The sequence below is a fragment of the Streptomyces sp. NPDC056128 genome (genome assembly GCF_042263835.1).
GTDB lineage: Bacteria > Actinomycetota > Actinomycetes > Streptomycetales > Streptomycetaceae > Streptomyces.
Genome location: NZ_JBHJVQ010000006.1, coordinates 215,026 through 236,293, shown reverse-complemented (window position 1 = coordinate 236,293; position 21,268 = coordinate 215,026). Strand labels below are relative to the sequence as shown.

At 71.7% G+C, this 21,268-nt stretch carries 19 protein-coding genes; 11 read left to right on the top strand and 8 right to left on the bottom strand.

Annotated features, from left to right (window positions below; genetic code table 11):
- Positions 1–56 precede the first annotated feature (56 nt).
- The 3 genes from ACFC1X_RS15810 to ACFC1X_RS15800 are packed head-to-tail and all read right to left on the bottom strand — an operon-like array spanning position 57 to position 3,489.
- A complete protein-coding gene (locus tag ACFC1X_RS15810; RefSeq protein ID WP_376353569.1) occupies positions 57–767 on the bottom strand; it encodes a sulfite exporter TauE/SafE family protein in 711 nt (236 codons plus the stop codon).
- On the bottom strand, positions 764–2,173 hold the full coding sequence (locus ACFC1X_RS15805; RefSeq protein ID WP_376353566.1) for an amidohydrolase family protein: 1,410 nt from the start codon (positions 2,171–2,173) through the stop codon (positions 764–766). The genes ACFC1X_RS15810 and ACFC1X_RS15805 overlap by 4 nt, the downstream gene beginning before the upstream one ends.
- The gene (locus tag ACFC1X_RS15800; RefSeq protein WP_376353794.1) at positions 2,170–3,489 is read right to left on the bottom strand and encodes a uracil-xanthine permease family protein; all 1,320 of its coding nucleotides are present in this window, start codon (positions 3,487–3,489) and stop codon (positions 2,170–2,172) included. The genes ACFC1X_RS15805 and ACFC1X_RS15800 overlap by 4 nt, the downstream gene beginning before the upstream one ends.
- 355 nt (positions 3,490–3,844) lie before the next feature.
- Between ACFC1X_RS15800 and ACFC1X_RS15795 the strand changes: the two genes are divergently transcribed.
- The 5 genes from ACFC1X_RS15795 to ACFC1X_RS15775 all read left to right on the top strand — a co-directional run bounded on the left by ACFC1X_RS15795 (position 3,845) and on the right by ACFC1X_RS15775 (position 9,767).
- Complete coding sequence (locus ACFC1X_RS15795) at positions 3,845–4,414, top strand: glycerol-3-phosphate responsive antiterminator (protein ID WP_240999974.1); 570 nt, start codon at positions 3,845–3,847, stop codon at positions 4,412–4,414.
- A 210-nt stretch (positions 4,415–4,624) separates the two neighbouring features.
- The gene (locus tag ACFC1X_RS15790; RefSeq protein WP_376353562.1) at positions 4,625–5,932 is read left to right on the top strand and encodes a nitrate/nitrite transporter; all 1,308 of its coding nucleotides are present in this window, start codon (positions 4,625–4,627) and stop codon (positions 5,930–5,932) included.
- 19 nt (positions 5,933–5,951) lie between these two features.
- The gene (locus ACFC1X_RS15785; RefSeq protein WP_376353560.1) at positions 5,952–6,728 is read left to right on the top strand and encodes an SDR family oxidoreductase; all 777 of its coding nucleotides are present in this window, start codon (positions 5,952–5,954) and stop codon (positions 6,726–6,728) included.
- Positions 6,729–6,780: 52 nt separating this feature from the next.
- Positions 6,781–8,244: an FAD-binding oxidoreductase gene (locus ACFC1X_RS15780; RefSeq protein WP_376353557.1), complete on the top strand. Its 1,464-nt coding sequence runs from the start codon at positions 6,781–6,783 to the stop codon at positions 8,242–8,244.
- An 83-nt stretch (positions 8,245–8,327) separates the two neighbouring features.
- The gene (locus ACFC1X_RS15775) at positions 8,328–9,767 is read left to right on the top strand and encodes an FGGY-family carbohydrate kinase (protein ID WP_376353554.1); all 1,440 of its coding nucleotides are present in this window, start codon (positions 8,328–8,330) and stop codon (positions 9,765–9,767) included.
- A 6-nt stretch (positions 9,768–9,773) separates the two neighbouring features.
- On the opposite strand, the gene ACFC1X_RS15770 is transcribed toward ACFC1X_RS15775, so the two are convergent.
- On the bottom strand, positions 9,774–10,046 hold the full coding sequence (locus tag ACFC1X_RS15770; protein ID WP_376353552.1) for a DUF3253 domain-containing protein: 273 nt from the start codon (positions 10,044–10,046) through the stop codon (positions 9,774–9,776).
- A 109-nt stretch (positions 10,047–10,155) separates the two neighbouring features.
- On the opposite strand from ACFC1X_RS15770, the gene ACFC1X_RS15765 reads away from it, so the two are divergent.
- The 4 genes from ACFC1X_RS15765 to ACFC1X_RS15750 all read left to right on the top strand — a co-directional run bounded on the left by ACFC1X_RS15765 (position 10,156) and on the right by ACFC1X_RS15750 (position 15,051).
- Positions 10,156–10,848 carry a GntR family transcriptional regulator gene (locus ACFC1X_RS15765; protein WP_376353549.1) on the top strand — a complete coding sequence of 231 codons (693 nt, stop codon included), beginning with the start codon at positions 10,156–10,158 and terminating at the stop codon, positions 10,846–10,848.
- 160 nt (positions 10,849–11,008) lie between these two features.
- Positions 11,009–12,286, top strand: a complete 1,278-nt coding sequence (locus ACFC1X_RS15760) for an amidohydrolase family protein (RefSeq protein WP_376353547.1) — start codon at positions 11,009–11,011, stop codon at positions 12,284–12,286.
- A gap of 47 nt (positions 12,287–12,333) precedes the next feature.
- Positions 12,334–13,629: an amidohydrolase gene (locus ACFC1X_RS15755; RefSeq protein ID WP_376353544.1), complete on the top strand. Its 1,296-nt coding sequence runs from the start codon at positions 12,334–12,336 to the stop codon at positions 13,627–13,629.
- Between the two features lie 237 nt (positions 13,630–13,866).
- Positions 13,867–15,051 (top strand): type III polyketide synthase, encoded by a 1,185-nt coding sequence (locus ACFC1X_RS15750; RefSeq protein ID WP_376353542.1) that lies wholly within the window; start codon positions 13,867–13,869, stop codon positions 15,049–15,051.
- Positions 15,052–15,064: 13 nt separating this feature from the next.
- On the opposite strand, the gene ACFC1X_RS15745 is transcribed toward ACFC1X_RS15750, so the two are convergent.
- The 3 genes from ACFC1X_RS15745 to ACFC1X_RS15735 all read right to left on the bottom strand — a co-directional run bounded on the left by ACFC1X_RS15745 (position 15,065) and on the right by ACFC1X_RS15735 (position 18,700).
- The gene (locus tag ACFC1X_RS15745; protein WP_376353539.1) at positions 15,065–17,233 is read right to left on the bottom strand and encodes a SpoIIE family protein phosphatase; all 2,169 of its coding nucleotides are present in this window, start codon (positions 17,231–17,233) and stop codon (positions 15,065–15,067) included.
- A 9-nt stretch (positions 17,234–17,242) separates the two neighbouring features.
- Positions 17,243–17,962, bottom strand: coding sequence for a carbon-nitrogen hydrolase family protein (locus tag ACFC1X_RS15740; RefSeq protein ID WP_376353536.1), 720 nt, complete (start codon positions 17,960–17,962; stop codon positions 17,243–17,245).
- 90 nt (positions 17,963–18,052) lie between these two features.
- Positions 18,053–18,700 carry a TetR/AcrR family transcriptional regulator gene (locus ACFC1X_RS15735; protein ID WP_376353533.1) on the bottom strand — a complete coding sequence of 216 codons (648 nt, stop codon included), beginning with the start codon at positions 18,698–18,700 and terminating at the stop codon, positions 18,053–18,055.
- 136 nt (positions 18,701–18,836) lie between these two features.
- Between ACFC1X_RS15735 and ACFC1X_RS15730 the strand changes: the two genes are divergently transcribed.
- Positions 18,837–19,466: an MSMEG_1061 family FMN-dependent PPOX-type flavoprotein gene (locus ACFC1X_RS15730; RefSeq protein ID WP_376353531.1), complete on the top strand. Its 630-nt coding sequence runs from the start codon at positions 18,837–18,839 to the stop codon at positions 19,464–19,466.
- Positions 19,467–19,504: 38 nt separating this feature from the next.
- Positions 19,505–20,425, top strand: coding sequence for a PDR/VanB family oxidoreductase (locus tag ACFC1X_RS15725; protein ID WP_376353528.1), 921 nt, complete (start codon positions 19,505–19,507; stop codon positions 20,423–20,425).
- Between the two features lie 4 nt (positions 20,426–20,429).
- On the opposite strand, the gene ACFC1X_RS15720 is transcribed toward ACFC1X_RS15725, so the two are convergent.
- Positions 20,430–21,176, bottom strand: a complete 747-nt coding sequence (locus ACFC1X_RS15720) for a DUF1838 family protein (protein ID WP_376353526.1) — start codon at positions 21,174–21,176, stop codon at positions 20,430–20,432.
- Positions 21,177–21,268: the final 92 nt, after the last annotated feature.

Sequence of the window (21,268 nt, the reverse complement as noted above, 5' to 3'; positions counted from 1 at the left end):
GGGCTGACGCCCCTCCGTCACCAACGCCGTCACCCCGCCGTCCCGTCCCGGCCCGTTCAGAAGCCCAGCAGCAGGACGACCCCGGACACCAGCGCGAACACCAGCACGAACAAGCGCATCCTGCGGGCGTCCAGCCGGTGGTGCACCAGGCGGCTGAGCCCGGCGCCCAGCGCGATCGCCGGCAGCGCCGCCGCCGCCCAGCCGAGCTGGGCCGGCTCCGCCTTCCCCGTGGCGAACAGCAGCGCCAGGGAGGCGACCTCCCCCACGAGGAAGCAGGCGGCGACGGTGGAGCGGAGTTCGGCCGGTGACCGGTGCTGGTAGACCAGGGCGAGCGGCGGCCCGCCGACGCCGGTGGCCGTCTCCGTCAGTCCCGTCACCGCGCCCGCGCCCAGGTAGGCGGCCCGGCCGGGCGTGAACACGGGCGCGGCCAGGCTCACCACGGCCGCGAGCACGGTCGCGGCCCCGACGAACACGCCGAGGCTGCGCTCCGGGATCAGCCACAGGAGTGCCAGTCCGGCGGGGGTGGCCGCGAGCCGTGCCCCGGTGATCCAGCCGGCGCCCCGCAGGTCGAGTGAGGCCCGTTCGCGCCAGGCGACGTACAGGTTGAGCGGGATCATCGCGGCCAGCACGAAGACCGGGACAAGACCGGGGGCGAGGAAGCCGGCCACGGGCGCGACGACCAGCGCGAAGCCGAGTCCGCTGCTGCCCTGGACGAAGGCGGCGACGGCCACCGTCACGGCCAGGGTGACCAGCGAGGGCCAGCTCACAGGATCACCGTCCGCTCGTGCCGTGCCCGGGCCTCGGTGGAGGTGGGGTGCGCCCGCACGACGCCCGCCCTGGTCACCGCCGCTCGCGCCAGTTCGGCCGCGCGTCGCACCAGCGCGGCCCCGTCCCAGTCGGTGGGGCTGCCGTGCCACATGCGCAGGCGCCCGGCGACGAAGACGGCGGTGATCTGGTCGCGGTTGCCGCGCCGGACCAGCTCCCACGGCAGGTCCCAGGAGAGCGCGAGTTCGGGTGTGTCGACGTCGACGAGGAGGAAGTCGGCCGCTCTGCCCGGCGCGACGGTCCCCGTAAGGCCGCCGAGACCCACGGCGTCCGCTCCCCCGCGTGTGGCGTGCTCCAGCCAGGTCCAGCCGGCCCCGCACGACGAGTCGCCGGTGGTCAGCCCGTACGCCAGTCGCTGGGCGAACTCGGCGGCCTCCGCGAGCCGGAAGCCGTCGCCGCGGGTGCCGTCGGTGCCGAGGCCGACGCGGATCCCGCGCTCGGTCATGTCGGTGGCGGCCGCGACCGCGTTGCCCTTCCAGGCGCTGGCGACCGGGTTGTAGCTGACGGCGGCGCCCGTGTCGGCGAGCAGGGACAGTTCGCGCGGGGTGAGCAGCGTGGCGTGTGCGGCGAGCAGTTGCGGGCCGAGGGCGCCGACGCGGTGCAGGTGTTCGAGGGGGCGCAGCCCGTGGCGCAGGAGCGAGCGTTCGACACCGGCGAGATGTTCGTTGACGTGGATCTGGACGACGCTGCCTGCCTCGGCCGCCAGTCGGGCGGTGTCGCGCAGGGTTCGTTCGGTGGCCGCCTCGGGGATGGAGACGGCGAGGGAGGGATGGACGAGCGGATCGCCGTCGTAGCGGGAGAGGTGCTTCTCGGCGTCGTCGAGGACGGCCCGGGGGTCGATCCCGGGCTCGCGGTCGGTGTCGTTGCACACGAGGCCCAGGACGCAGCGGATGCCCGCGTCCCGCGCGGCGGACGCGACCACGTCCACGTCGACGTCGGCGCGGGTGCCGGCGTCGGTGACGGTCGTGAAGCCGCCGCGCAGGGCCTCGAGGGAGGCCAGTTTGGCCGCCGTGTACGCCGACTCCTCGTCCAGTGCTCCCTCCAGCGGCACCCAGACCCGGCGGAAGATCTCCGACGGCTCCCCGAAGGCGAGCGCCGCGCCGAAGCTCTGGGTGAGGTGGTGGTGGGCGTCGACGAAGCCGGGCATCAGCAGGTGCCCGGGGAGGCGTACGGTGTCGAGTCCCGGATGGGCCCCCGCCAGCTCCGCCGCCGGTCCGACGGCCTGGAAGAGTCCGTCGTCGACCAGTACGGCATACCCGTCGGCGGGGCCTTCGGGCAGCAGGACGGCGTCCGGCGCGAGCAGCAGGGGGCCCTGGCCGGTGAGGGGGGCGCGGTCGAGTCGGTTCATCGGTCGCTTTCTGTGCGGGGGTTGGTCAGCCGCGCGGCGATGCCCGGCCTGACGTGGTGGAAGAGGACGTTGAGCACGGCGGCGACGCACGCGCCCACGGCGACGCCGCTCTCGAGCAGGATGCGGACGTTCGGCGGGAAGCCGCCGTAGACGCCGGGGACCAGGATCGGGAGCAGTCCCAGGGCGAGGGCGACGGCGACGACGAAGGTGCTGGTGTGCCGGTCGAGGTCGGACCGGCCGAGCATCTGGAAGCCGAGTACGGTGATGACACCGAAGACGATCATGGCGGTGCCGCCGACGACCGCGGACGGGATCACGCTGATGGCGTGGGTGACGGGCGCCAGCAGCCCGATGACGACGAGCACGACTCCGGCCACGGCGGTGACGAAGCGGCTGCGGACGCCGGTGACGCGGACGATGCCGATGTTCTCCCCGCTGGTGACCATGAGAGGCAGGCCGAAGCAGCCGCCCAGGAGCGAGGTGAGGGCGTCGCCGCGGACGGTCTTCGGGACGTCGGTGCGCTTGTCGATCGTCTTGCCGACGGCTTCGGCGTTGATGACGGTCTGGCCGGTGGCCTCGGCCATCGAGGCCAGGCTGTAGAGCATCAGGGGCAGCGCGGCGAGGAGGTTGAACTCGGGTGTGCCGAAGGGCATCAGGTGCGGCAGGGTCACCAGTTGTCCGTCGGCGAGGGACCCGGTGTGGATCGCGCCGGTCGCCGCGGCGAGGGCGGTGCCGGCCAGCAGGCCGAGCATGACGGCCAGTTGGCGCAGGACGCCGGTGAAGAGCAGGTAGAAGACGACGGTGAACCCGATCGTGGCCAGGCCCAGGCCGAGGTTGCCGGGGTCGGCGAAGCCCGGTGAGCCGGGCGGGCCGGTGACGAGGACCGCGCCGACCTTCACCAGGTTGACGCCCACGATCACGATCATCGTGCCGATGACGAGGGCGGGGAAGAAGGCCAGCAGCCGCGAGAACACCGGCAGTACGACGAAGCAGAACGCCGCGGTGAGGATCACGGCGCCACCGGCGGTGGGCAGGCCGTGCTGCTCGGCGATGGCCAGGAAGAGGATGAGCGGGGCGCCGCCCGGCAGCATCACGAACGGCAGCCGGGGCCCGAACTTCCAGGGACCGAGCGACTGGATGAGGGATCCGACGCCGGAGAGCACGAAGGCGGCGGAGAGCAGGTCGACGGTGAGACCGTCGTCCAGCCCGAGGGTGGCGCTCATCAGGAAGATCGCGGAGATGGGCGTGGCCGCCATCACGAGGACGTGCTGGACTCCGAAGAGCAGGATGCGGTGGAACGGGCGCGACTCGTCCACGGGGTGGACGCCGGACCGTTCACCGGCGTCGGGCGTGGACCGCGCCTCGGCGGCGGGCTCCGGGGGGTTGGGCTGCGGGGGCTGGTCGGTACGTCCGGCCTGGGGCGGCCGGCTCTGGTGGGCACTGGTCACGTTGGACTCCGTTCGGGCCTACAGCACGCTCGGGGTGGAACAGCGATCCGGCCCTGGACGGAGAGCCAAATCGATTTGGCCAAATCGATTTGGCCGCCAGTATGGGAGGGCCGCGAGCCCGCGTCAAGGACGGGGGCCGACGGCGGCCGGAGACCGGACGCCGGGGCCCGGCATCCTCGTCCTACCCTGAGAGGACACCGCCTGCCTCTGCTAGGAGCGCACCTTGGACACCCCACCACTGCCCGCCCTCCTGGAGGAGAACCCGGTCGTCGCCAGCGTCAAGGACGCGGAGGGTCTGGAGGCCGTGCTGCGCTCCGACTGCCGCGTCGTCTTCCTGCTGTACGGCACGGTCCTGGACCTGCCGGAGATCGTGGCCCGGCTGAAGGCGGACGGCCGGACGGTCCTGGTCAACGTCGATCTGCTGGAGGGTTTCGCCGGCAAGGAGATCGTCGTCCGCTACGTGAAGGAGAAGACGGCCGCCGACGGGGTGCTCAGCTCCAAGGCGTTCATGGTGCGTGCCGCCCGCGAGCTGGGCCTGTACGCGGTGCACCGCTTCTTCCTCATCGACTCGCTCTCGTACCGCAAGCTCGCGCCGCAGGTGCGGTCCTCGCAGGCGGACTGCGTGGAGATCCTCCCCGGGTGCATGCCGCGGGTCATCTCCTGGGTGGTCGCCGACATCGACGTGCCGCTCATCGCGGGCGGCCTGGTCTGCGACCGGGACGACGTGTTCGCCGCGCTCAAGGCGGGCGCCGCCGCGATTGCCTCGTCGAATACCGATGTCTGGGAGATGTGACGCGGACGGTGGACCCTTGACACTCGCCCGAGCGTCACTCTAGGTTTGCTCTGCGGCCATCTGATCACCCGTTCGGCCGCCACAATCACATATCGGCTCCGGCCTCCGTGCCGGAGCAGTTACTAGAGACCAGAGAACAGTAACTCCTCGCCCGTCGAGAGTTGCTGTTCTTTTTTTGTTGCCCGATTGCGAACCACAACGAGGTGGACTGTGAACCGAGCGCGGAAATGGACGGGATTCCTGATCCTGTCGATGTCATGCGGCATCATCTTCCAGGTCGCCTACATCCGTTTCGTCTTTCTCGGCCCCACGGCCGAGGCGCTGCACCTTTCGACGCAGGACTACGGCAATATCATCTCCGTGTTCGGCATCGTGGCGATCGTGATGTACTTCGCGGGAGGTTGGCTCGCCGACAAGTTCTCGCCGAAGGTCCTGGTCACGCTGGGTCTGGCCGGTACCGGTGTGCTGGATCTGTACATCGCGCAGGCCCCCGGCTACACCGGTACGCTCGTCGCGCACGCCCTTATGGCGGTCATGGGCACCGGCCTCTACTGGCCGGCTCTGCTCAAAGCCATCGGAATGCTCGGCGACGCTTCGGAACAGGGCCGGCTCTTCGGGTTCCTGGAAGGCGCGCGTGGCGTCACCTCCACCCTCGTGGGATTCGTCGGCACCGCATTGGTGGCGACGGCCGTCACGCAGGCGGCGGGTGTCACGTGGCTCATCCGGCTCTACGGAATACTCGCCTTTGTCTTCGCCGCGCTCGTCTGGTTCTTCGTGGACAGCGACAAGGAGAAACTGGCCGCGCTGGATTCCAGCACGGTCACGCTGAAGCAGTTGTGGCGGGCCGCCAGGAACAAATACACGTGGCTCATCGGGCTCACCGTGATGATGATGTACTGCTTCTACACCACGCTCGGGTATTTCTCGCCCCTGCTGGAGCACCGCTACGGGATCGCGGCGGGTCTGATCGGTGTCATCGGCGTGGTCCGTACGTACGTGTTCCAGTTCGCCGCCGGGCCCGCGGGCGGTGTGGTCGTCGACAAGGTCACCAGGTCGACGCCGCGCTTCCTGCGCTGGATGTTCCTGGGGTGTGCGGGCGCCGCCGCGCTGTTCCTCGTACTGCCGCGCAGTACGGCCTTCGGCTGGGTCGCCGTCACCCTGATGTTCCTGCTGTGCCTGTTCGTCTTCGCGAGCCGTGGGGTGTACTTCGCCACCGTCGGGGAGGTGGAGATCCCGGCCAACGAGCGGGGCGGGGTGATCGGCCTGGTCTCCGGGATCGCGTTCCTGCCGGACGCCTTTCTGCCGTCGCTCGCCGCCTGGTGGATCGGCGACCCGTCGGCCAGCCCGGCGGTGCCGGAGCACGGCGGCGGCTACACCACCATGTTCGTCTTCCTGCTGGCCGCGGCGCTGCTGGGCCTGCTGTTCACCACACTCACCATCCGTATCCGCCGCAGGGAGCTGGCCGCGCGTGCGGCGGCGTCCGCGCCGGCTCCCACCGAGCCGGCACCCGCGTTCTGAGGAAGGTCACTCACTCACCATGGACATCACCGACTTCAACCGGGACTTCTTCTCCCTCGACGGCCGCAACGCCATCGTCACCGGCGGCAACACGGGCCTCGGCCAGGCGTTCTCGCTGGCCCTCGCCAAGGCGGGCGCCAACGTGTTCGTGCCGTCCGTCACCGAGGACGACGGCACCACCCGCGAGCTGATCGAGGCCGAGGGCCGCCGCATGGAGTTCATGAAGGCGGACCTGACCGAGCCGGGCGTGCCGCGGCGGATCGTCGAGGGCTGCGCGGAAGCCTTCGGATCGGTCGACATCGTGGTGAACTCGGCGGGCATCTGCACCCTCGCGGAGGTCGAGCGGTTCGGCCGCGAGCAGTGGGACCCCATGGTCGACATCAACCTCACGGCGCCGTTCGAGCTGAGCCACGAGGCGGTCCGGTTCATGGTTCCGCAGCGCTCCGGAAAGATCATCAACATCGCGTCGATGTTCTCGTTCCTCGGCGGCCAGTGGTCGCCCGCGTACGCGGCCACCAAGCACGGCATCGTCGGCTTCACCAAGGCGTACTGCGACGAGCTGGCCCAGCACAACATCCAGGTCAACGCCATCGCGCCCGGCTACTTCGCCACGAAGATCACCGAGGCGACGCGGGCAAATCCGGAGACCAACCAGCGCGTCCTTGACCACATCCCGGCGGGCCGCTGGGGCGACGTCGCGGACCTGATGGGCGCGACCGTCTTCCTCGCCTCCCGGGCGTCGGACTACGTCAACGGGCACGTCCTCCCGGTGGACGGGGGCTACCTGGTCCGCTGAACCCCCACGCCGCGCCCTCCCCCACGCACCGCACACCAAGAGGTAGATCACCATGGCCCAGTCGCTCTCCAAGCTCACCCGCGAAGACATCGTCGCCCACCTCACCGGCCTGCTCGACGCCGGACAGGTCGTCACCGACACCGAGGAGCTGAAGCTCGCGAGCGTCGACCGGTTCAAGAAGTACCAGTCGGTCCACGGCATCTTCGACGCCCCGCTCCCGGCCGCCATCGTCAACGCCCGGTCCACCGAGGACGTCTCGAAGGTCCTGGCCTTCGCGAACGACAACAGGATCAACGTGGTCGCGCGGACCGGCCGCACCGGCACCGAGGGCGGGCTGGAGACCGCGGTCGAGGACACCATCGTGCTCGACGGCTCCGGCCTGGACCGCATCCTGAAGATCGACACCGAGAACATGCAGGTGACCGTCGAGTGCGGAGTGCCGCTCCAGGTCCTCGAGGACAAGCTGCGCGAACAGGGGCTCACGACGGGCCACTCCCCGCAGTCCAAGCCACTCGCCCAGTACGGCGGGCTCGTCTCCACCCGCTCCATCGGCCAGTTCTCCACGCTGTACGGCGCGATCGAGGACATGGTGGTCGGTCTGGAGGCGGTCTTCCCGGACGGCTCGGTCTCCCGCGTCAAGAACGTCCCGCGCCGCGCGGCCGGCCCCGACATCCGGCACATCGTCATCGGCAACGAGGGCGCCCTCTGCTACATCACCGAGGTGACCGTCAAGGTCTTCAAGTACCAGCCGGAGAACAACGAGTTCCACGGCTTCCTCGTCGACGACATGGCCACCGGCGTCAAGGCGATCCGCGAGGTCGTCACCAACGGCTTCAAGCCGTCGGTCGTCCGCGTCTACTCGCCCGAGGACGCCCGCCAGCACTTCTCGCACTTCTACCAGGGCAAGGTCGTCGTCGTCTTCGTGGCGGAGGGCCCCAAGGGCCTCGTGCGCGCCACCAGCGAGGAGATCGAGCGGGTCCTGGCCCAGTACCCGCACGACAAGGTCGACCCGCGACTGATCGAGGACTGGTTCGACAACCTCAACTGGGGCGTCGACAAGATCGAGGCCGAGAAGCAGGTCATGCTCGCCAAGGGCGAACTCGGCTACACCACCGAGGTCTCCGTCGACTGGTCGCGCACCGTCGAGCTGTACGACAACGTGATCCGGCGCATCCGCACCGAGTTCCCGGCCGCCGACGACCTGGTCATGCTCGGCGCCCACTCCTCGCACAGCTACCAGACCGGCACCAACCTGTACTTCGTCTACGACTACCGGATCAACTGCGAGCCGCGCGAGGAGATCGAGAAGTACCACATCCCGCTCAACGCGATCATCGTCGAGGAGGCGCTGAAGGTGGGCGGCTCCATGGTCCACCACCACGGCATCGGCAAGTACCGCGCCCCATGGACCACGCAGGAGCACGGCAGCGCGTACCAGATCCTCGCCAAGCTCAAGGAGACCTTCGACCCCAACGGGATCATGAACAAGGGCACCATCTTCCCCCTGGACGCCTGAGCCAGACGCCCAGCCGACCCCGGCCGCCGTCACGCCGGGGTCCTGCCCCCTCCCCCGACCCGCACGACCTCTCCGGAGTGGCCATGTCCAGCGCCCGTCCCCGCTACCTCATCGGCATCGACAACGGCTCGCAGTCGTCCAAGGTGACCGTCTTCGACACCGACGGGCGGGTCGTCAGCGAGGGCCGCGCCGCGCTGCGCCCCTACGACACCCCGCGACCCGGCGTCGTGGAGCACCCGGACGACGACCTGTGGACGTCGATCGGCGCCGCGAGCCGGGCCGCGCTCGCGGCGTTCGACGGGGACCCGGCGGACATCGTGGGCGTGGGGCTGTGCACCATCCGCTTCTGCCGTGCCGTCCTCAAGGCGGACGGGACGCTCGCCCAGCCCGTCATGAGCTGGATGGACGAGCGCGTCGGACTCCCCTACCAGGACACCAACCCCGAGGCCGCCCGCGTCACGACCAGCTCCGGCTACATCGGTCACCGGATGACGGGGAAGTTCCGTGACACGGCGGCCAACTACGCCGGGATGTGGCCCCTGGACCCGGACACCTGGCAGTGGAGCGCCGACGACGCTGAGATCGCGAAGCTCGGCATGCGCCGCGAGCTGCTCTTCGACCTCGTGCTGCCCGGCGACGTGCTGGGCGAGGTCACCGAGGCCGCGGCACTCCACACCGGCATCCCCGTCGGCGTCCCCGTCGTCGCCACGGCCAACGACAAGGCGGTCGAGGCCCTGGGCTGCGGACTGCGCTCCCCCGACACCCTCCTCGTCTCGCTGGGCACGTACGTGGCCGGCATGGCGACGGGCCCGCGCAACGTCACGGGCGCCGCGGACTTCTGGGTGAACTACGCCGCCGTGCCGCACTCCTACCTCTACGAGTCCGGCGGCGTGCGGCGCGGCATGTGGACGGTCAGCTGGTACCGCGACCTGCTCGGCGAGGAGGCGTCCGTCCGGGCGCGCGCCGCCGGGCTGGACGTGGAGGACTACCTCAACGGCGAAGCGGCGAAGGTGCCGCCGGGGTCCGACGGGCTGATGACCGTTCTCGACTGGCTCGCCCCGGACGACGCCCCCTTCCGCAAGGGCACGATGCTGGGCTTCGACGGACGCCACGGCCGCTTCCACGTCTACCGGTCCATCCTGGAAGCCCTCGCGATGACGGTCCACGACACGTCGGAACGCATGGCCCGCGAACTGGGCACGACCCACCGCGAGGTCATCGTCTCCGGCGGCGGCTCGCGCTCCGACCTGATGATGCGGATCCAGGCCGACGTGCACGGCGTTCCCGCCCGCCGCGCCGAGGCGTCCAGCGCCGCGGGCCTGGGAGCCGCGATCTGCGCGGCGGTGGGTCTCGGCGTGCACGCGGACTTCGAGGCGGCCACGGCCAGGATGGTCCGCGACGGTGAGGTCTTCCACCCGGACCCGGAGAACCACGCCCTCTACCGGCGCCTCGAAGCGGTGTACCGGGACGTCCGCGAACACACCGACGCCCTCTACCGCCGTACGTACGACGTGTTCGGCTGACGCCGGTCAACGGGCGCGGCGGATGCGGATGGGGCCGCGCGCCGTCGCCGGGTCGACCGGGCGACCGCGCTGGGTGACCGTGACCTCCCCGGCCTCGGCCAGTCGCCCGGCCGCACGGCGGGCCGGCTCCATGAGGGCGCGCCAGCCGTCGTCGTCCCCTTCGTAGACCGCGCGTGCGGCGTCCGAGGGGCAGATCGTCGACTCGGGGCGGCGGCGCTCCAGGAGTTCCAGGATGGCTCGCTCCAGGTGCCGGCCCGTCCGCTCTTCCTCGTCCGCCACTCGGCCAGTATGGCGATCCGCGGGAGGGCCCGCCCGCGGGCAGGCCCGGTGATCGCCGCAAACGTATCCTCACTCTGAGCGGCGAGGACGAGGGCGAGGGACGGTGCACGTGGCAGCCAGCACACCGCAAGCGGGACAGACCCGGACGTCGCTGAGCGCGCGGGCCCGCGAGGCCGTGCGCGAGCGCATCGTGGACCGCCGGTATCCCATGGGCACGCGGCTGGTCGAGCGGGAGGTCGCGGAGGAGCTGCGGATGTCCCGGGTACCGGTCCGCGAGGCGCTGCGCGCGCTGGTCACCGAAGGGCTGCTGGAACTGCTGCCGCACAGCGGAGTACGGGTGCGGCGTCTGGAGCGGGCCGACGTCCGGTACCTGTACGAGGTGTGGGAGCCGTTGGCCGTCCAGGCGTCGCGGCTCGCGGCCCGGCAGGTGGCGGCGGCGGACGGGCCGCTGCCTGAGCTGGAGGCGCTGCGCGCTTCCCTGGCGCGGGCCGAGGACGCCGCCGAGGAGGACGAGGGTGCGCTGGAGGTCGCGGCGCACACGGAGTTCCACGAGCGGATCGTCGCGCTCTCCGGCAACCCGCTGCTGGCCCGCACCATGGAGCAGCTCGGCTGGCAGTTGCAGTTGCTGTTCGGCATGCGGGCCGAGCCCGCGCACATGCGGGCCCAGCACGCGGACATCTTCCGGCACATCGCCGCGGGCGACGAGGAGCCGGCCGCCGCGAGCACCCTCCTGCACGTCCGGGACAGCCGGGCCGTGGCACTGCGGTCCCTCTTCGGCGACAGCGCTTTGTATACCAAGTGAGTCTTCGTATACCGAGTCCTTCTCAAGTGTGCAGCATCAGTGCGGATCACGGGGGCTCATCCGGTGCACTCTTGCCCTCCGCCTCCAGCTTGGTATACAAAATGGCGGCCAGGCAGGTCTCCCCCTGCCTCGACTCCCCCGCCCCCACCAGGAGCCAGCGATGTGCATCGAGCCGTCCGAGCCCCCGTCCCCCCGACTGACCCGCCGAGGCGTGCTCGCCGCCTCCGCCGCCCTCGCCGGTACGGCGGCGGCCCTCGGTTCCGCCGGACCGGCGGCCGCGACCGCGACGGCACCGGGCCGTCGCCCGCGCACCGGCGACCTGGTCGTCGAGGGCGGCACCCTCCTCGACCCCGCGACCGGTGACGTCACCGAGGATGCCGTCGTGGTGATCCGGGACGGTGTGGTGCGCGCGGCCGGCGCCCGTGGCAGGACCACCGCCCCGGCAGGCGTCCCGCGCCTCGACGCACACAGCCAGTGGGTCCTGCCCGGCCTGATCGACGCGCACATCCACCTCAACACCGTGGCCGAGGCGCGCGACGCCGTCGGCAAGGGCGCGACGAGCGCACGCAGTGGGTCCACGAACTTCTACCAGGACATCGCCGTGCGCGAGTTGGCCCACCGGGCTCCCGGCATGGCACCCCGTCTGCGGGCGGCCGGTATCTTCGTCACGCCGGACCTGGGCGACACCCTCCTCGCCGACCCGGAACTCGCCATGCTCGCCGGGCTCAAGGACGGGGTCCGGTCCGCCGAGGCCCTGCGCCACGTCGTCCGGGTCAACCTGGCGCGCGGCGCCGACGTGGTCAAGACGCGGGTGAACGAACGGGCCGGGCTGCCCGAGCAGGACCCGCTGGCCCAGGTCTACTCGCACGCCCAGCTCAGCGAGGTGGTGGCGGCGGCACGGCGCGGCGGGAAGGGCGTCCTGTGCCACAGCTACAGCGAGAAGGGCTGCCACGACGCGGTGACCGCGGGCATCCGCTCCCTGGAGCACGGCGTGTTCGTCGGCGAGCGCACCCTGCACGAAATGCGCCGCCGCGACACGTACTTCACGCCCACCCTCACCGCCATCGCGGGTCTCGCCGAGTCCTCGGACCCGGTGCTCGCCGAGCGGGGCCGCGCCTACCTGCCCGTCCTGAAGCAGGCGGTGCTGGCGGCGCACGAGCTGGGCGTGCCGCTGGCGGCGGGTACCGACTCCTCCGGCGGCACGGTGGACCCCATCGGGCGCGAGGTGGAGTTGATGCACGCCGCCGGACTCTCACCGCTCGACGCGATCCGCACGGCGACGACGCACGCCGCGCGGCTGCTCGGCCTGGAGGGCACGGCGGGCCGGCCGACCCGGGGCCACGCGGGTGACCTGGTCCTGGTGCCCGGAGACCCGCTGGCCGACGTGTCACTGCTCAAGAAGCCGTCCCGGGTGGTGCGTTCGGGCCTCCCCGTCTGACCACCACCCGCTCCTCACCCCTCACCCCTCACCCGTAGGAGAACGACATGACTCCTCCGCCCCTGTCCCGGCGCAACGTCCTCGCCGGTGCCGCCTCGCTGGGCGGCACCGCCGCCCTGGCCGCCACGACGGCGCACGCGTCACCCGAGCCGGCCCGGCACGGCCGCGGCGCCGTCGTGTTCCGCGACGTGCGCCTGCCGGGCGGGTCCGAGGCGGTGGATCTGACCGTCCTCGACGGCCGGGTCTCGGACCGGCCGGCCCCCAGGGGCGCCAAGGTCGTCGACGGCGACGGTCGGCTGGCGCTGCCGGCGCTCGTCGACGCGCACATCCACCCCGACAAGACGAGTTGGGGCGGCCCGTGGGTGTCGCGCAGGCCCGCGAGCGGCATCGCCGAGTACTGCGAGCAGGACGTCGAGCTGTACCACTCCCAGCGGCGCCCCGTCGGAGAACGGGCGTACGGGCTGATGGCGCACGCCGTGACCCGCGGCACCCGGGCCATGCGGGCCCACGCGGACGTCGCCCCCGCCTACGGCCTCGACGGTGTGGAAGGCATCGCCGAGGCGCGGGACCGCCTGGCGGACGCGCTGGACGTGCAGATCGTGGCGTTCCCCCAGCACGGTGTGGTCCGTACGCCCGGCACGGCCGAACTCCTGGCCACGGCGGCGCGCGAGGGCCTGGTCGACATGATCGGCGGCATCGACCCGATCAGCTTCGACCAGGCTCCGGAGGAACAGCTCGACCTGGTCTTCGACCTGGCCGACCGGCACGGGATCGGCGTCGACATCCATCTGCACGACCGGGACGAGAAGGGGACCCGGGTCATGCGCGGCATCATCGACCGCACCCGGTCCCTGTCCCTGCGCGGCCGGGTGACGGTCAGTCACGTCTTCTGTCTGCCGTTCCTCGCCGAGCGCGCACTGCGCACCATGGCCGAGGACCTTGCCGAGCTGGACATCGCCCTGACGACGGTCGCGCCGAACGAGTCCCTGGTGCTGCCCGTGGCCACGCTGCGCGAGTACGACGTGCGGGTCGGGCTCGGCTCGGACGGCGTGCGCGACTCGTGGAGCCCGTTCGGCGACGCGGACATGCTGCACCGCGCCCATCTGCTGGGGTGGATCACGGACGTACGCCTCGACGACGAGCTGGCCTCCTGCTACGACGTCGGCGCGCACGGCGGCGCGGACGTGATGGGCCTGCCACGTGCCGACCTGAAGCCGGGGACGCCGGCGGACTTCGTGCTGGTGCGCGGCGAGTGCGTGCCGCAGGTCGTGGTCGACATGCCCCGGCGGGACATGGTCGTGCACGGCGGGCGGGTGGTGGCCCGGAACGGCGAACTGGTCTGAGAAGGGCGCCTCCGGAGCGGGTTCCACACCGGGGTGTGTGGAGCGTCACGCACGACAAGAGCCGTCCAAGTTGTCTGAGTCACAGCGTAAATGTCCTTTTAGCCGCCATGCTCGAGTCGGATGCCGGCGCCCGAAGTGACGCGCGCCGGCATGGACTTGGACGTGGGGTGCTGGAGTGAGCCATGCCACAGCACTCGGGACTTTCCCTCTCTTGTTCACCGGAGAAAGGTGCGAATCGTGGCCGCTTACCTGTGCCCGCCCGCCGTCATACACGGCGAGCACGCCGTCAAGACCAGCCAGATCGTGGAGGAGGTCCGCGAGCGGCACCCGGACGCGGCGTGGGCGCCTCGGATCGACGGCATCGCGGCCAGTACCGGCATCGAGACCCGGGGCTGGATGCTGCCGCTGGAGTCCGCCGTGGCGCCCGGCGCCTCGGGCGCTCTGTCGGCGACCGGCACCGGGCCCGCGCGGGAGGCGCTGGTCCGCGACGGGTTCACCGAGCAGGACGCGGACCGCGTGGTCGCCGCCCTCGAAGCGGTGCCGGCACCGCAGACCGTGCAGGAGCGCACCGCCCCGGCCTGGGAGGCCGTGCAGGCGTACGGGGAGCGGGCGGCGCGCGGGGCCCTGCAGATCGCCGGACTGGACGTCTCGGACGTCGACTGCCTGATCACCAGCAACTCCACCACCCCTGCGCTGCCGGGTCTGGACGTCGCCCTGGCCAACCGGCTCCCGCTCCGCGGCGACACGATGCTGCTGCCCGCCTCGCAGTGGGCCTGTGTCGCCGGGACCCGCTCCCTGGCACTCGCGGCCGACCTCGTGGCGGCCGACCCCGACCGGGTGGTCCTGGTCGTGATCTCCGAGGCCCTGAGTACGACCTACCAGCCCGCGGACGACACCCTGGAGTCCCTGATCGTCCGGCTGCTGTTCGCGGACACCGCGGTCGCGACGGTGGTCACGGGCCGTCCCAGGCCCCAGTCGGTGCTGCGGCTGGACGCCTCCTGGCACCACACCCTGCCGGACACCCAGGACCTGCACCGCCTGGAGACGCGGGCGGACGGCACCCACTTCGTGATGGACCGGCGCGGCCCGCGCGCCGTACAGAACACCGTCACCGCCATGTGGGACTGGCTGCACGACCGCTACCAGGACGACCCGAACTCCTGGCACCCCGACGTGCTGCTCGCGCACCCCGGCGGGACGCGCGTGCTGGAGTACATGGAGCAGACCATGCCCGAGGAGTGGCCGTCGGGACTCCTCGACCACAGCCGGGACAGCTACACCAGCGGCAACCGCGGCGGCGCCGCCGTGTTCGACATCATGCGCCGGGCGCACGACGCCGGGCAGCGGCCGGGCAGTCGCGCCGTGCTGTACGCGGCGGCCCCGGGCCTCACGGCGACCGCCCTCGAAGGAGAGTGGCTGTAGCGCGGCCGCGCCGTCACCTGGCCACCACCGCCCAGACCACCTTGCCGGTGTCCGTCCACCGCACCCCCCACCGGGCGCTGAGCCGGTGCACGACGTGCAGGCCGCGACCGCCGTCGCCGAGCAGTTCGCCGCGGCCGAGGCGGGGCCGGCCGTTGCCGGTGTCGCCGACCTCGCACAGCAAACCGTGACCGGCCCTGATCAGCCGTACCGTGATGGGCCCGCCGGCGAACCGGACCGCGTTGGTGACCAGCTCGCTGACCAGGAGCAGCACCCTGTCCCGGGTGTCGTCCCTGGTACGCCACTCGCGCAGCAGCGCGGAGACCAGCGTGCGGGCCCGGGCGGCCGCGTCGTCGCGGGCGGGCAGCCGCCAGGTGGCGGTGTCCCCCTTGCGGTAGCCGATCATGCGGGCGAGCAGCAGGGTCACGTCGTCGCGCCCGCGCTGCGGCGACAGCCCGGAGACGACCCATCGCGCGGCCTCCTCCAGGACGTCCCAGGGGTGCACCGTGGACACGGCGTCCGCGAGCCTGCCGATGCCCTCGTCGATCGGCACGGCGGGATCCTCCACCAGCCCGTCGGTGTAGAGCGCGAGCAGGGAGCCCGGGGGTGCGGCGAACGTGTGCACCCCGAACGGTTCCCGCAGGGCGAACTCCGCGCCGAGGCCGGGGTGCGGGCGGATCGCGAGCGGCGCGGCGCGTCCGTCCGGGAGCACCAGGACCGGGGGGAGGTGGCCCGCGCTGGACAGGGCCACGCGGTGACTGACCGGGTCGTAGACGGCGATGCAGCAGGTCGATCCGAGGGCGCTGTATCCGGCGGCCAGCCCCGACTCCGCGTCGTCCAGCATGGTCACGGTCTTGTCCAGGTGTTCCAGCACCTCGTCGGGCGCCAGCCCCGCGGAGAGCAGCGCGCGGGCCTCCATGCTCAGCTGGCCCATCGTCGCCGCGGCTCCCAGGCCGTGTCCGACCACGTCGCCGACGACGAGGGCGGTACGGCCGTCCGGCAGCGGGAAGCTGTTGACCCAGTCGCCGCCGACGCCCGCGCTGTCGGGGGTGGCGGGCTGGTAGACGCTGGCGGTCTCGACGGTGTCGCCGCCGGTGCGCGGCAGCAGTCGGCGCTGCAGGGCCAGCACCTGGGTGTGCTCGCGCTGGTGCTGCCGGGCCAGATCGACGTGGTGCGAGGTTCTGGCGACCAGTTCCTGGAGGTCGAGCAGCTCGCTGTCGTTGAAGGGGCGGTCGGCCCGCCGCCAGACCTCCGCCACGCCGAGCACGACGGGCGGCGACCCGTCGAGGACGAGCGGGATACAGGCCACACCCGCCGACCGGTCGCTGGGCACCAGGGCGCGTACCAGCTTCGGGCTGCCGAGAACCCGCTCGATCGACTTGCGGTCGGGGATGACGATGGCCTGCGCGGCGTCGTCACGCCGGATCGCCTGCGACAGCAGATGACTCGCGTCCTTGGGCAGATCGTCACCCGGAGTCACGTAGCCCTCGGGCCAGACCCGGTCCGGCACCAGGGCCGCCCGCCGCAGCCGGATGCGTCCCTGGCCGTGCTCGGTGACCCCCTCGCCCGTCCACACGGCGAAGTCGAGGTCGATGGCGGCCACGTCTCCCCAGGCCAGCAGGGACTCCGCCAGCGACTGCGCGGTCTCGCCGATGTCCAGCGAGGTGCCGATCGCGGTCTCGGCGGCGTACAGGTGCAGCCTCCTGGCCATGGCGATCAGGGAGACGGTCAGGCCCTCCTGCGGCGCCGCGGCGGACAGGATGCTCATCGAGACGACCAGCTCCGAGCCGTCCGCGCGCCGCAGCCGCTGGACCCGGGCGACGTGTGCCTCGCCGGTCTCCAGGACCTGCCTCAGCCGGCGGGTGACCGTCGGTATGTCCCAGGGCGGCAGCAGATCGACGAAGGGGCTTCCGGTCGCGACTTCCAGACCGGCGAAGACGGGGGCGTCCAGGTTGCTGCGCGTGATGCGCAGCTCCCGGTCCAGGTTGACCGCGCCGAGGATCTGCTCCTGGAGGCCGGCCGCGGGGTTGGGGTGGACGCGTACGCGGGCGGTGTCCTCACCCGGCGCCCCGGAGGCGCCGGCTGCCGCCGCCGCTCCGCCGCGCGGGATGTACTTGCCCAAGGCGCTGCTGACCAGGTCGAACGGCGACGAGGACGAAGAGGACGAAGGAGAGGGTGTGTCCATACGGCTCTCTCAGCTCGCTCGCCGGCCCCGGCACGGCGCCGGGCCGTACTCGCACCCGTGCGGCGGGCCCCGAGATCTCCGACCGCACACCTCATTCAATAACACGCCGGGCGCCTTCGCCCACACCGGCGCCGCGACGCCAGCGCTCGGGCTGATACGGCCCGCGTACAGGGGCAGCTCCAGCGGCGGCCCGCCGTCCTCGAAGGGGTCCCACACCCGGGTGAGCCCCGCGGTGCCCCGCGCTCCCACACGCCGGGCCTCGGCCAGGTCGAGTACGTCGGTCAGGACCTCCTCCGTCCCGGGCCCGGCCTCGGCGCGCATCCGCCCGTCGGGGTCCACCACGACGCTGCGCCCGAGGCCGTCCGGCGCGGCCGCGTTGAGGCTGGCCATGAAGACCTGGTTGACGATCGCGTTGGCCTGGGCAAGCACGACTTCCTGGGCACGGTCGACGGTGGGCGTGCGGACCAGGTTCAGTACGAGGTCGGCGCCCTGCCAGGCGAGGTGGCGGGTGACCTCCGGGAACCAGGCGTCGTAGCAGATCGTCAGGCCCACCCGTCCGTGCCCGGCCAGGTCGAAGACCACGAAGTCGGAGCCGGCCGCCGTGGTCTCGTGGGGCCGCCACGGGAAGATCTTTCGGTAGGCCGCGACCCGTGCGCCCGCGGGCGAGTAGACGGGGGCGGTGTTGTGGATCCGGCCGTCGGCACCCTGCTCGTAGACGCTGCCGGGCACCAGCCGGATGGGGGCGGGGTCGAGCCAATCACCGGGCCAGCCACGGGAAGAGACAGGATCCCTTCGTCCAGCGCGATCTATAGGAAGAACCTATGGGCCGGCCGGGCACTCGAGTGCCGGGCCGCCGACGAGGTAGCGGTGGAGCATGGCCACCAGCTCGTCCTCGAAGCGGCGCAGGTCGACGGGGTCGGGCGAGGCCACGATCTTGTGGACCACCATTTCGACCGTGGTCACCACCAGCCGGGCGGCGGTGTAGGTGTCGGCCACCCGGGCCTCCGGGTGGCTCTCCAGCAACTCCTGGGTGTAGGCGAAGCGTTCGGCCTCGTAGGTCTCCACCTTCGCGAGGAGTTCAGGAGCCCTCGGGGCCTGTTCGGCCATGACGCGCAGGAGTCTCGGGTCGTCGAGGTGGTTGTCGACGGCGGCCCGGACGAAGAAGCGGAGCACCCCCTCCAGGGAGTCGGGCGGATCCTGCTGCCGGTACCCCTTGACTGCCGCCCGTCCGGAGTCCAGGTGCCGGGTCACCAACTCGACCAGGATCGCATCCTTGTTCGGATAGTACTGGTACAGCGAACCGATCGAGACCCGCGCCCGCTCGGCGATGCGGTTGGTGGTCCCCGCGGCATAGCCGTACTCGCCGAAAACGTGAGCAGCCGCGTCGAGGATCCGTTCGCGGGTCAGCTCGGCACGGACCTGACGGGGCTGTTTACGTGGGCTGAGTCCGCGTCGGCCGGACGTCATGACGCCTCCTGGTCGGCACCCCGAATGCGAGTAGCGGATGAGCTGAGTAATTGCTCACAATAGTGCCATGAACTGCGGCGGAGCCGTCAGTGGCGATGCTTTCGCGGCAGCCGACCTTCCTGGAAAGGAGCACTTCATGACGCACGCCGCCATCCGGCCCCGGCGGGTGGACCCGGACGGGGTCCGGGCCCGTCTCGGTGAACCCGACGCCATGACCGCGGCGAAGAAGACGGACCGCCTGGACGAGCACTTCCGGCGCTTCATCGCCCACTCTCCGTTCCTGACGATGGCGACCGCCGACGCCCGGGGGCGCGCCGACTGCTCGCCCCGGGGTGACTACCCGGGCTTCGTGAAGGTCCTCGACGACCGCACCCTCGCCCTCCCCGACCGGCCCGGCAACAAGATCGCCGACTCCTTCGGCAACCTCGCCGAGAACGACGGCATCGGGCTGCTCTTCCTGGTCCCCGGTGCGCGCGAGACCCTGCGGGTCAACGGCCGCGCCCACCCCACCGACGATCCCGACGTCCTCACCAGAATGGAGACCGAGGGCAGGCGGCCGGTGCTGGCGCTGGTCGTCGAGGTCGAAGAGGCGTACTTCCACTGCGGCCGCGCCCTCATCCGGTCCCGGCTGTGGGACCCCGAGAGCCAGGCACTCGCCGAGGAGCTGCCGTCGGCCGGGGAGGTGGCGGTGCGCCAACTGGGCCTGGACATCCCGCCGGAGGCCATCGAGCAGAAGCTCGAAGCCGGCTACCGACAGCTCTACTGAACCGACGGCTCCACTGACCAGCAGCGAGGACAGCACCGATGACATCACCCACGCAGACGACCGTCGTCGACCGCATCGACCACGTCGCCGAAGACGTCGTCTCCCTCACCCTGCGCGGCACCGACGGCCCCCTCGCGCCGTGGCGGCCCGGCGCGCACATCGACGTCCGGCTGCCCAACTGGCTCACCCGCCAGTACTCCCTGTGCGGCGACCCCGGACGCCTGGACACCTACCGCGTCGCCGTACGCCACGACCGGCTCAGCCGGGGCGGCTCGGAGTACGTCCACCGCTACCTGCGCCCCGGGCGCCCCCTGCCCGTGTCCGCGCCCCGCAACCACTTTCCGCTGCTGCCCGCGCCGCGTTACCTGTTCCTCGCCGCCGGGATCGGCATCACACCGCTGCTGCCGATGCTGCGCGCGGCGGCCCGGTCGGGCACACCCGCCGAGCTGGTGTACGCGGGTCCGTCCCTGGCCGCCATGCCGTTCGCCGCCGAACTCCTGGCCGAGCAGGGGGACATGGTGCGCGTCGTCACGACTCGGAGCCAGGGCAGGCCGGACCTGCGCCAGGTGGCCGCGGACCTGGCCGAGGACACCCTGGTCTACTGCTGCGGCCCGGCGTCCTGGCTGGCCGCGGCCGAGGAGGCGTTCCCCGCGGCACGGCTGCACGTGGAGCGCTTCCGGCCGACCGCCAGGACGTTCGCCCCCGACACGGCGTTCGAGGCGGTGTGCCGTGGATCGGGCCGGACGGTGCCGGTCGGAGCCGGCGAGTCCCTGCTCGACGCCCTGAACCACGCCGGGTTCCCGGTGCCCGCCGGGTGCCGTGAGGGTGTCTGCGGCAGCTGCGAGGTCACCGTCCTCGACGGGGACGTCGAGCACCGCGACGACATCGGCGCCCCGGCGCACCGCATGTACCCGTGCGTGTCCCGTGCCCGCTCCACCCGCGTCGTCCTGGACCTGTGAGCGGCTACCGCGGTGGGTTGAGCTTGCGGAAGTAGGTCCAGCTGGTCTCGTTCGGCTCGCTCCACTTCTCCGGGGCGTGGGCGAACTCCGGATGGCGGTCGGCGATGTACGCGCGGGTGCGCTCGGGAACCTCCGTGTACGCGCCGAGCTTGCGGCCCCGGCAGTGGAAGGTGAGGCCGCCGGGCCGCTGTCCGCGGGCCATCCACGGGAGCCACGGGGACATCCGGGACCACGACATGGTCGCCGGGACACTGGGCGCGGGGCCCGCCAGGTCGGCGCGGTCGGCGAAGAACTGGAAGAGCTCCAGGGCCTTGTACGTGTCGCCGGCCGAGTGGACCGGGTACTGGGCCACGGGCAGCGGCGAGGGGTAGGCGAGCGGGATCTCCAGACTGAAGCAGACCTGTCCTCCGAGTTCGGTCGTCGGGACCGGGAAGGGGCGCCACTTCTGGCTCGCCGGGTCGTTCCAGACGTGTACGACCGGCAGGTCCTGCCAGGTCTCCAGAATCTCGCGGCTGACGGGGTCGAGGTAGAAGGCGGCCTCGCGGGTGAGCAGGCGATACGCGTCCGGACCGCCGTCGGCGTCCTGGACGAGGCGGGCGACGTTGACCCCTTCGAAGCCGAAGACACGCTCGTACGGCTCGTCGGGACCCCAGGCGTACACGTCACCGGTCCACCAGTAGGTGACCTCCTCACCGTCCAGCGAGGCACGGGTGCGGGCGAGGGCGCGGAGCTGTTCTGCGGGCGTCGTCATGGGAAGTACTCTGCGCGATCACCGCCGTGACGCGGCGCCGATCATCCCGGCATGGCCTGGAATTGACCTGAAGAAAAGCTTCACCCTGTAAG

Bases quoted from the DNA above. Each gene is read 5' to 3' on its own strand.
- ACFC1X_RS15805 (WP_376353566.1), bottom strand. From the start codon at position 2,173: ATGAACCGACTCGACCGCGCCCCCCTCACCGGCCAGGGCCCCCTGCTG.
- ACFC1X_RS15725 (WP_376353528.1), top strand. From the start codon at position 19,505: ATGACATCACCCACGCAGACGACCGTCGTCGACCGCATCGACCACGTC.
- ACFC1X_RS15735 (WP_376353533.1), bottom strand. From the start codon at position 18,700: ATGACGTCCGGCCGACGCGGACTCAGCCCACGTAAACAGCCCCGTCAG.
- ACFC1X_RS15785 (WP_376353560.1), top strand. From the start codon at position 5,952: ATGGACATCACCGACTTCAACCGGGACTTCTTCTCCCTCGACGGCCGC.
- ACFC1X_RS15745 (WP_376353539.1), bottom strand. From the start codon at position 17,233: ATGGACACACCCTCTCCTTCGTCCTCTTCGTCCTCGTCGCCGTTCGAC.
- ACFC1X_RS15755 (WP_376353544.1), top strand. From the start codon at position 12,334: ATGACTCCTCCGCCCCTGTCCCGGCGCAACGTCCTCGCCGGTGCCGCC.
- ACFC1X_RS15720 (WP_376353526.1), bottom strand. From the start codon at position 21,176: ATGACGACGCCCGCAGAACAGCTCCGCGCCCTCGCCCGCACCCGTGCC.
- ACFC1X_RS15760 (WP_376353547.1), top strand. From the start codon at position 11,009: ATGTGCATCGAGCCGTCCGAGCCCCCGTCCCCCCGACTGACCCGCCGA.
- ACFC1X_RS15780 (WP_376353557.1), top strand. From the start codon at position 6,781: ATGGCCCAGTCGCTCTCCAAGCTCACCCGCGAAGACATCGTCGCCCAC.
- ACFC1X_RS15775 (WP_376353554.1), top strand. From the start codon at position 8,328: ATGTCCAGCGCCCGTCCCCGCTACCTCATCGGCATCGACAACGGCTCG.
- ACFC1X_RS15730 (WP_376353531.1), top strand. From the start codon at position 18,837: ATGACGCACGCCGCCATCCGGCCCCGGCGGGTGGACCCGGACGGGGTC.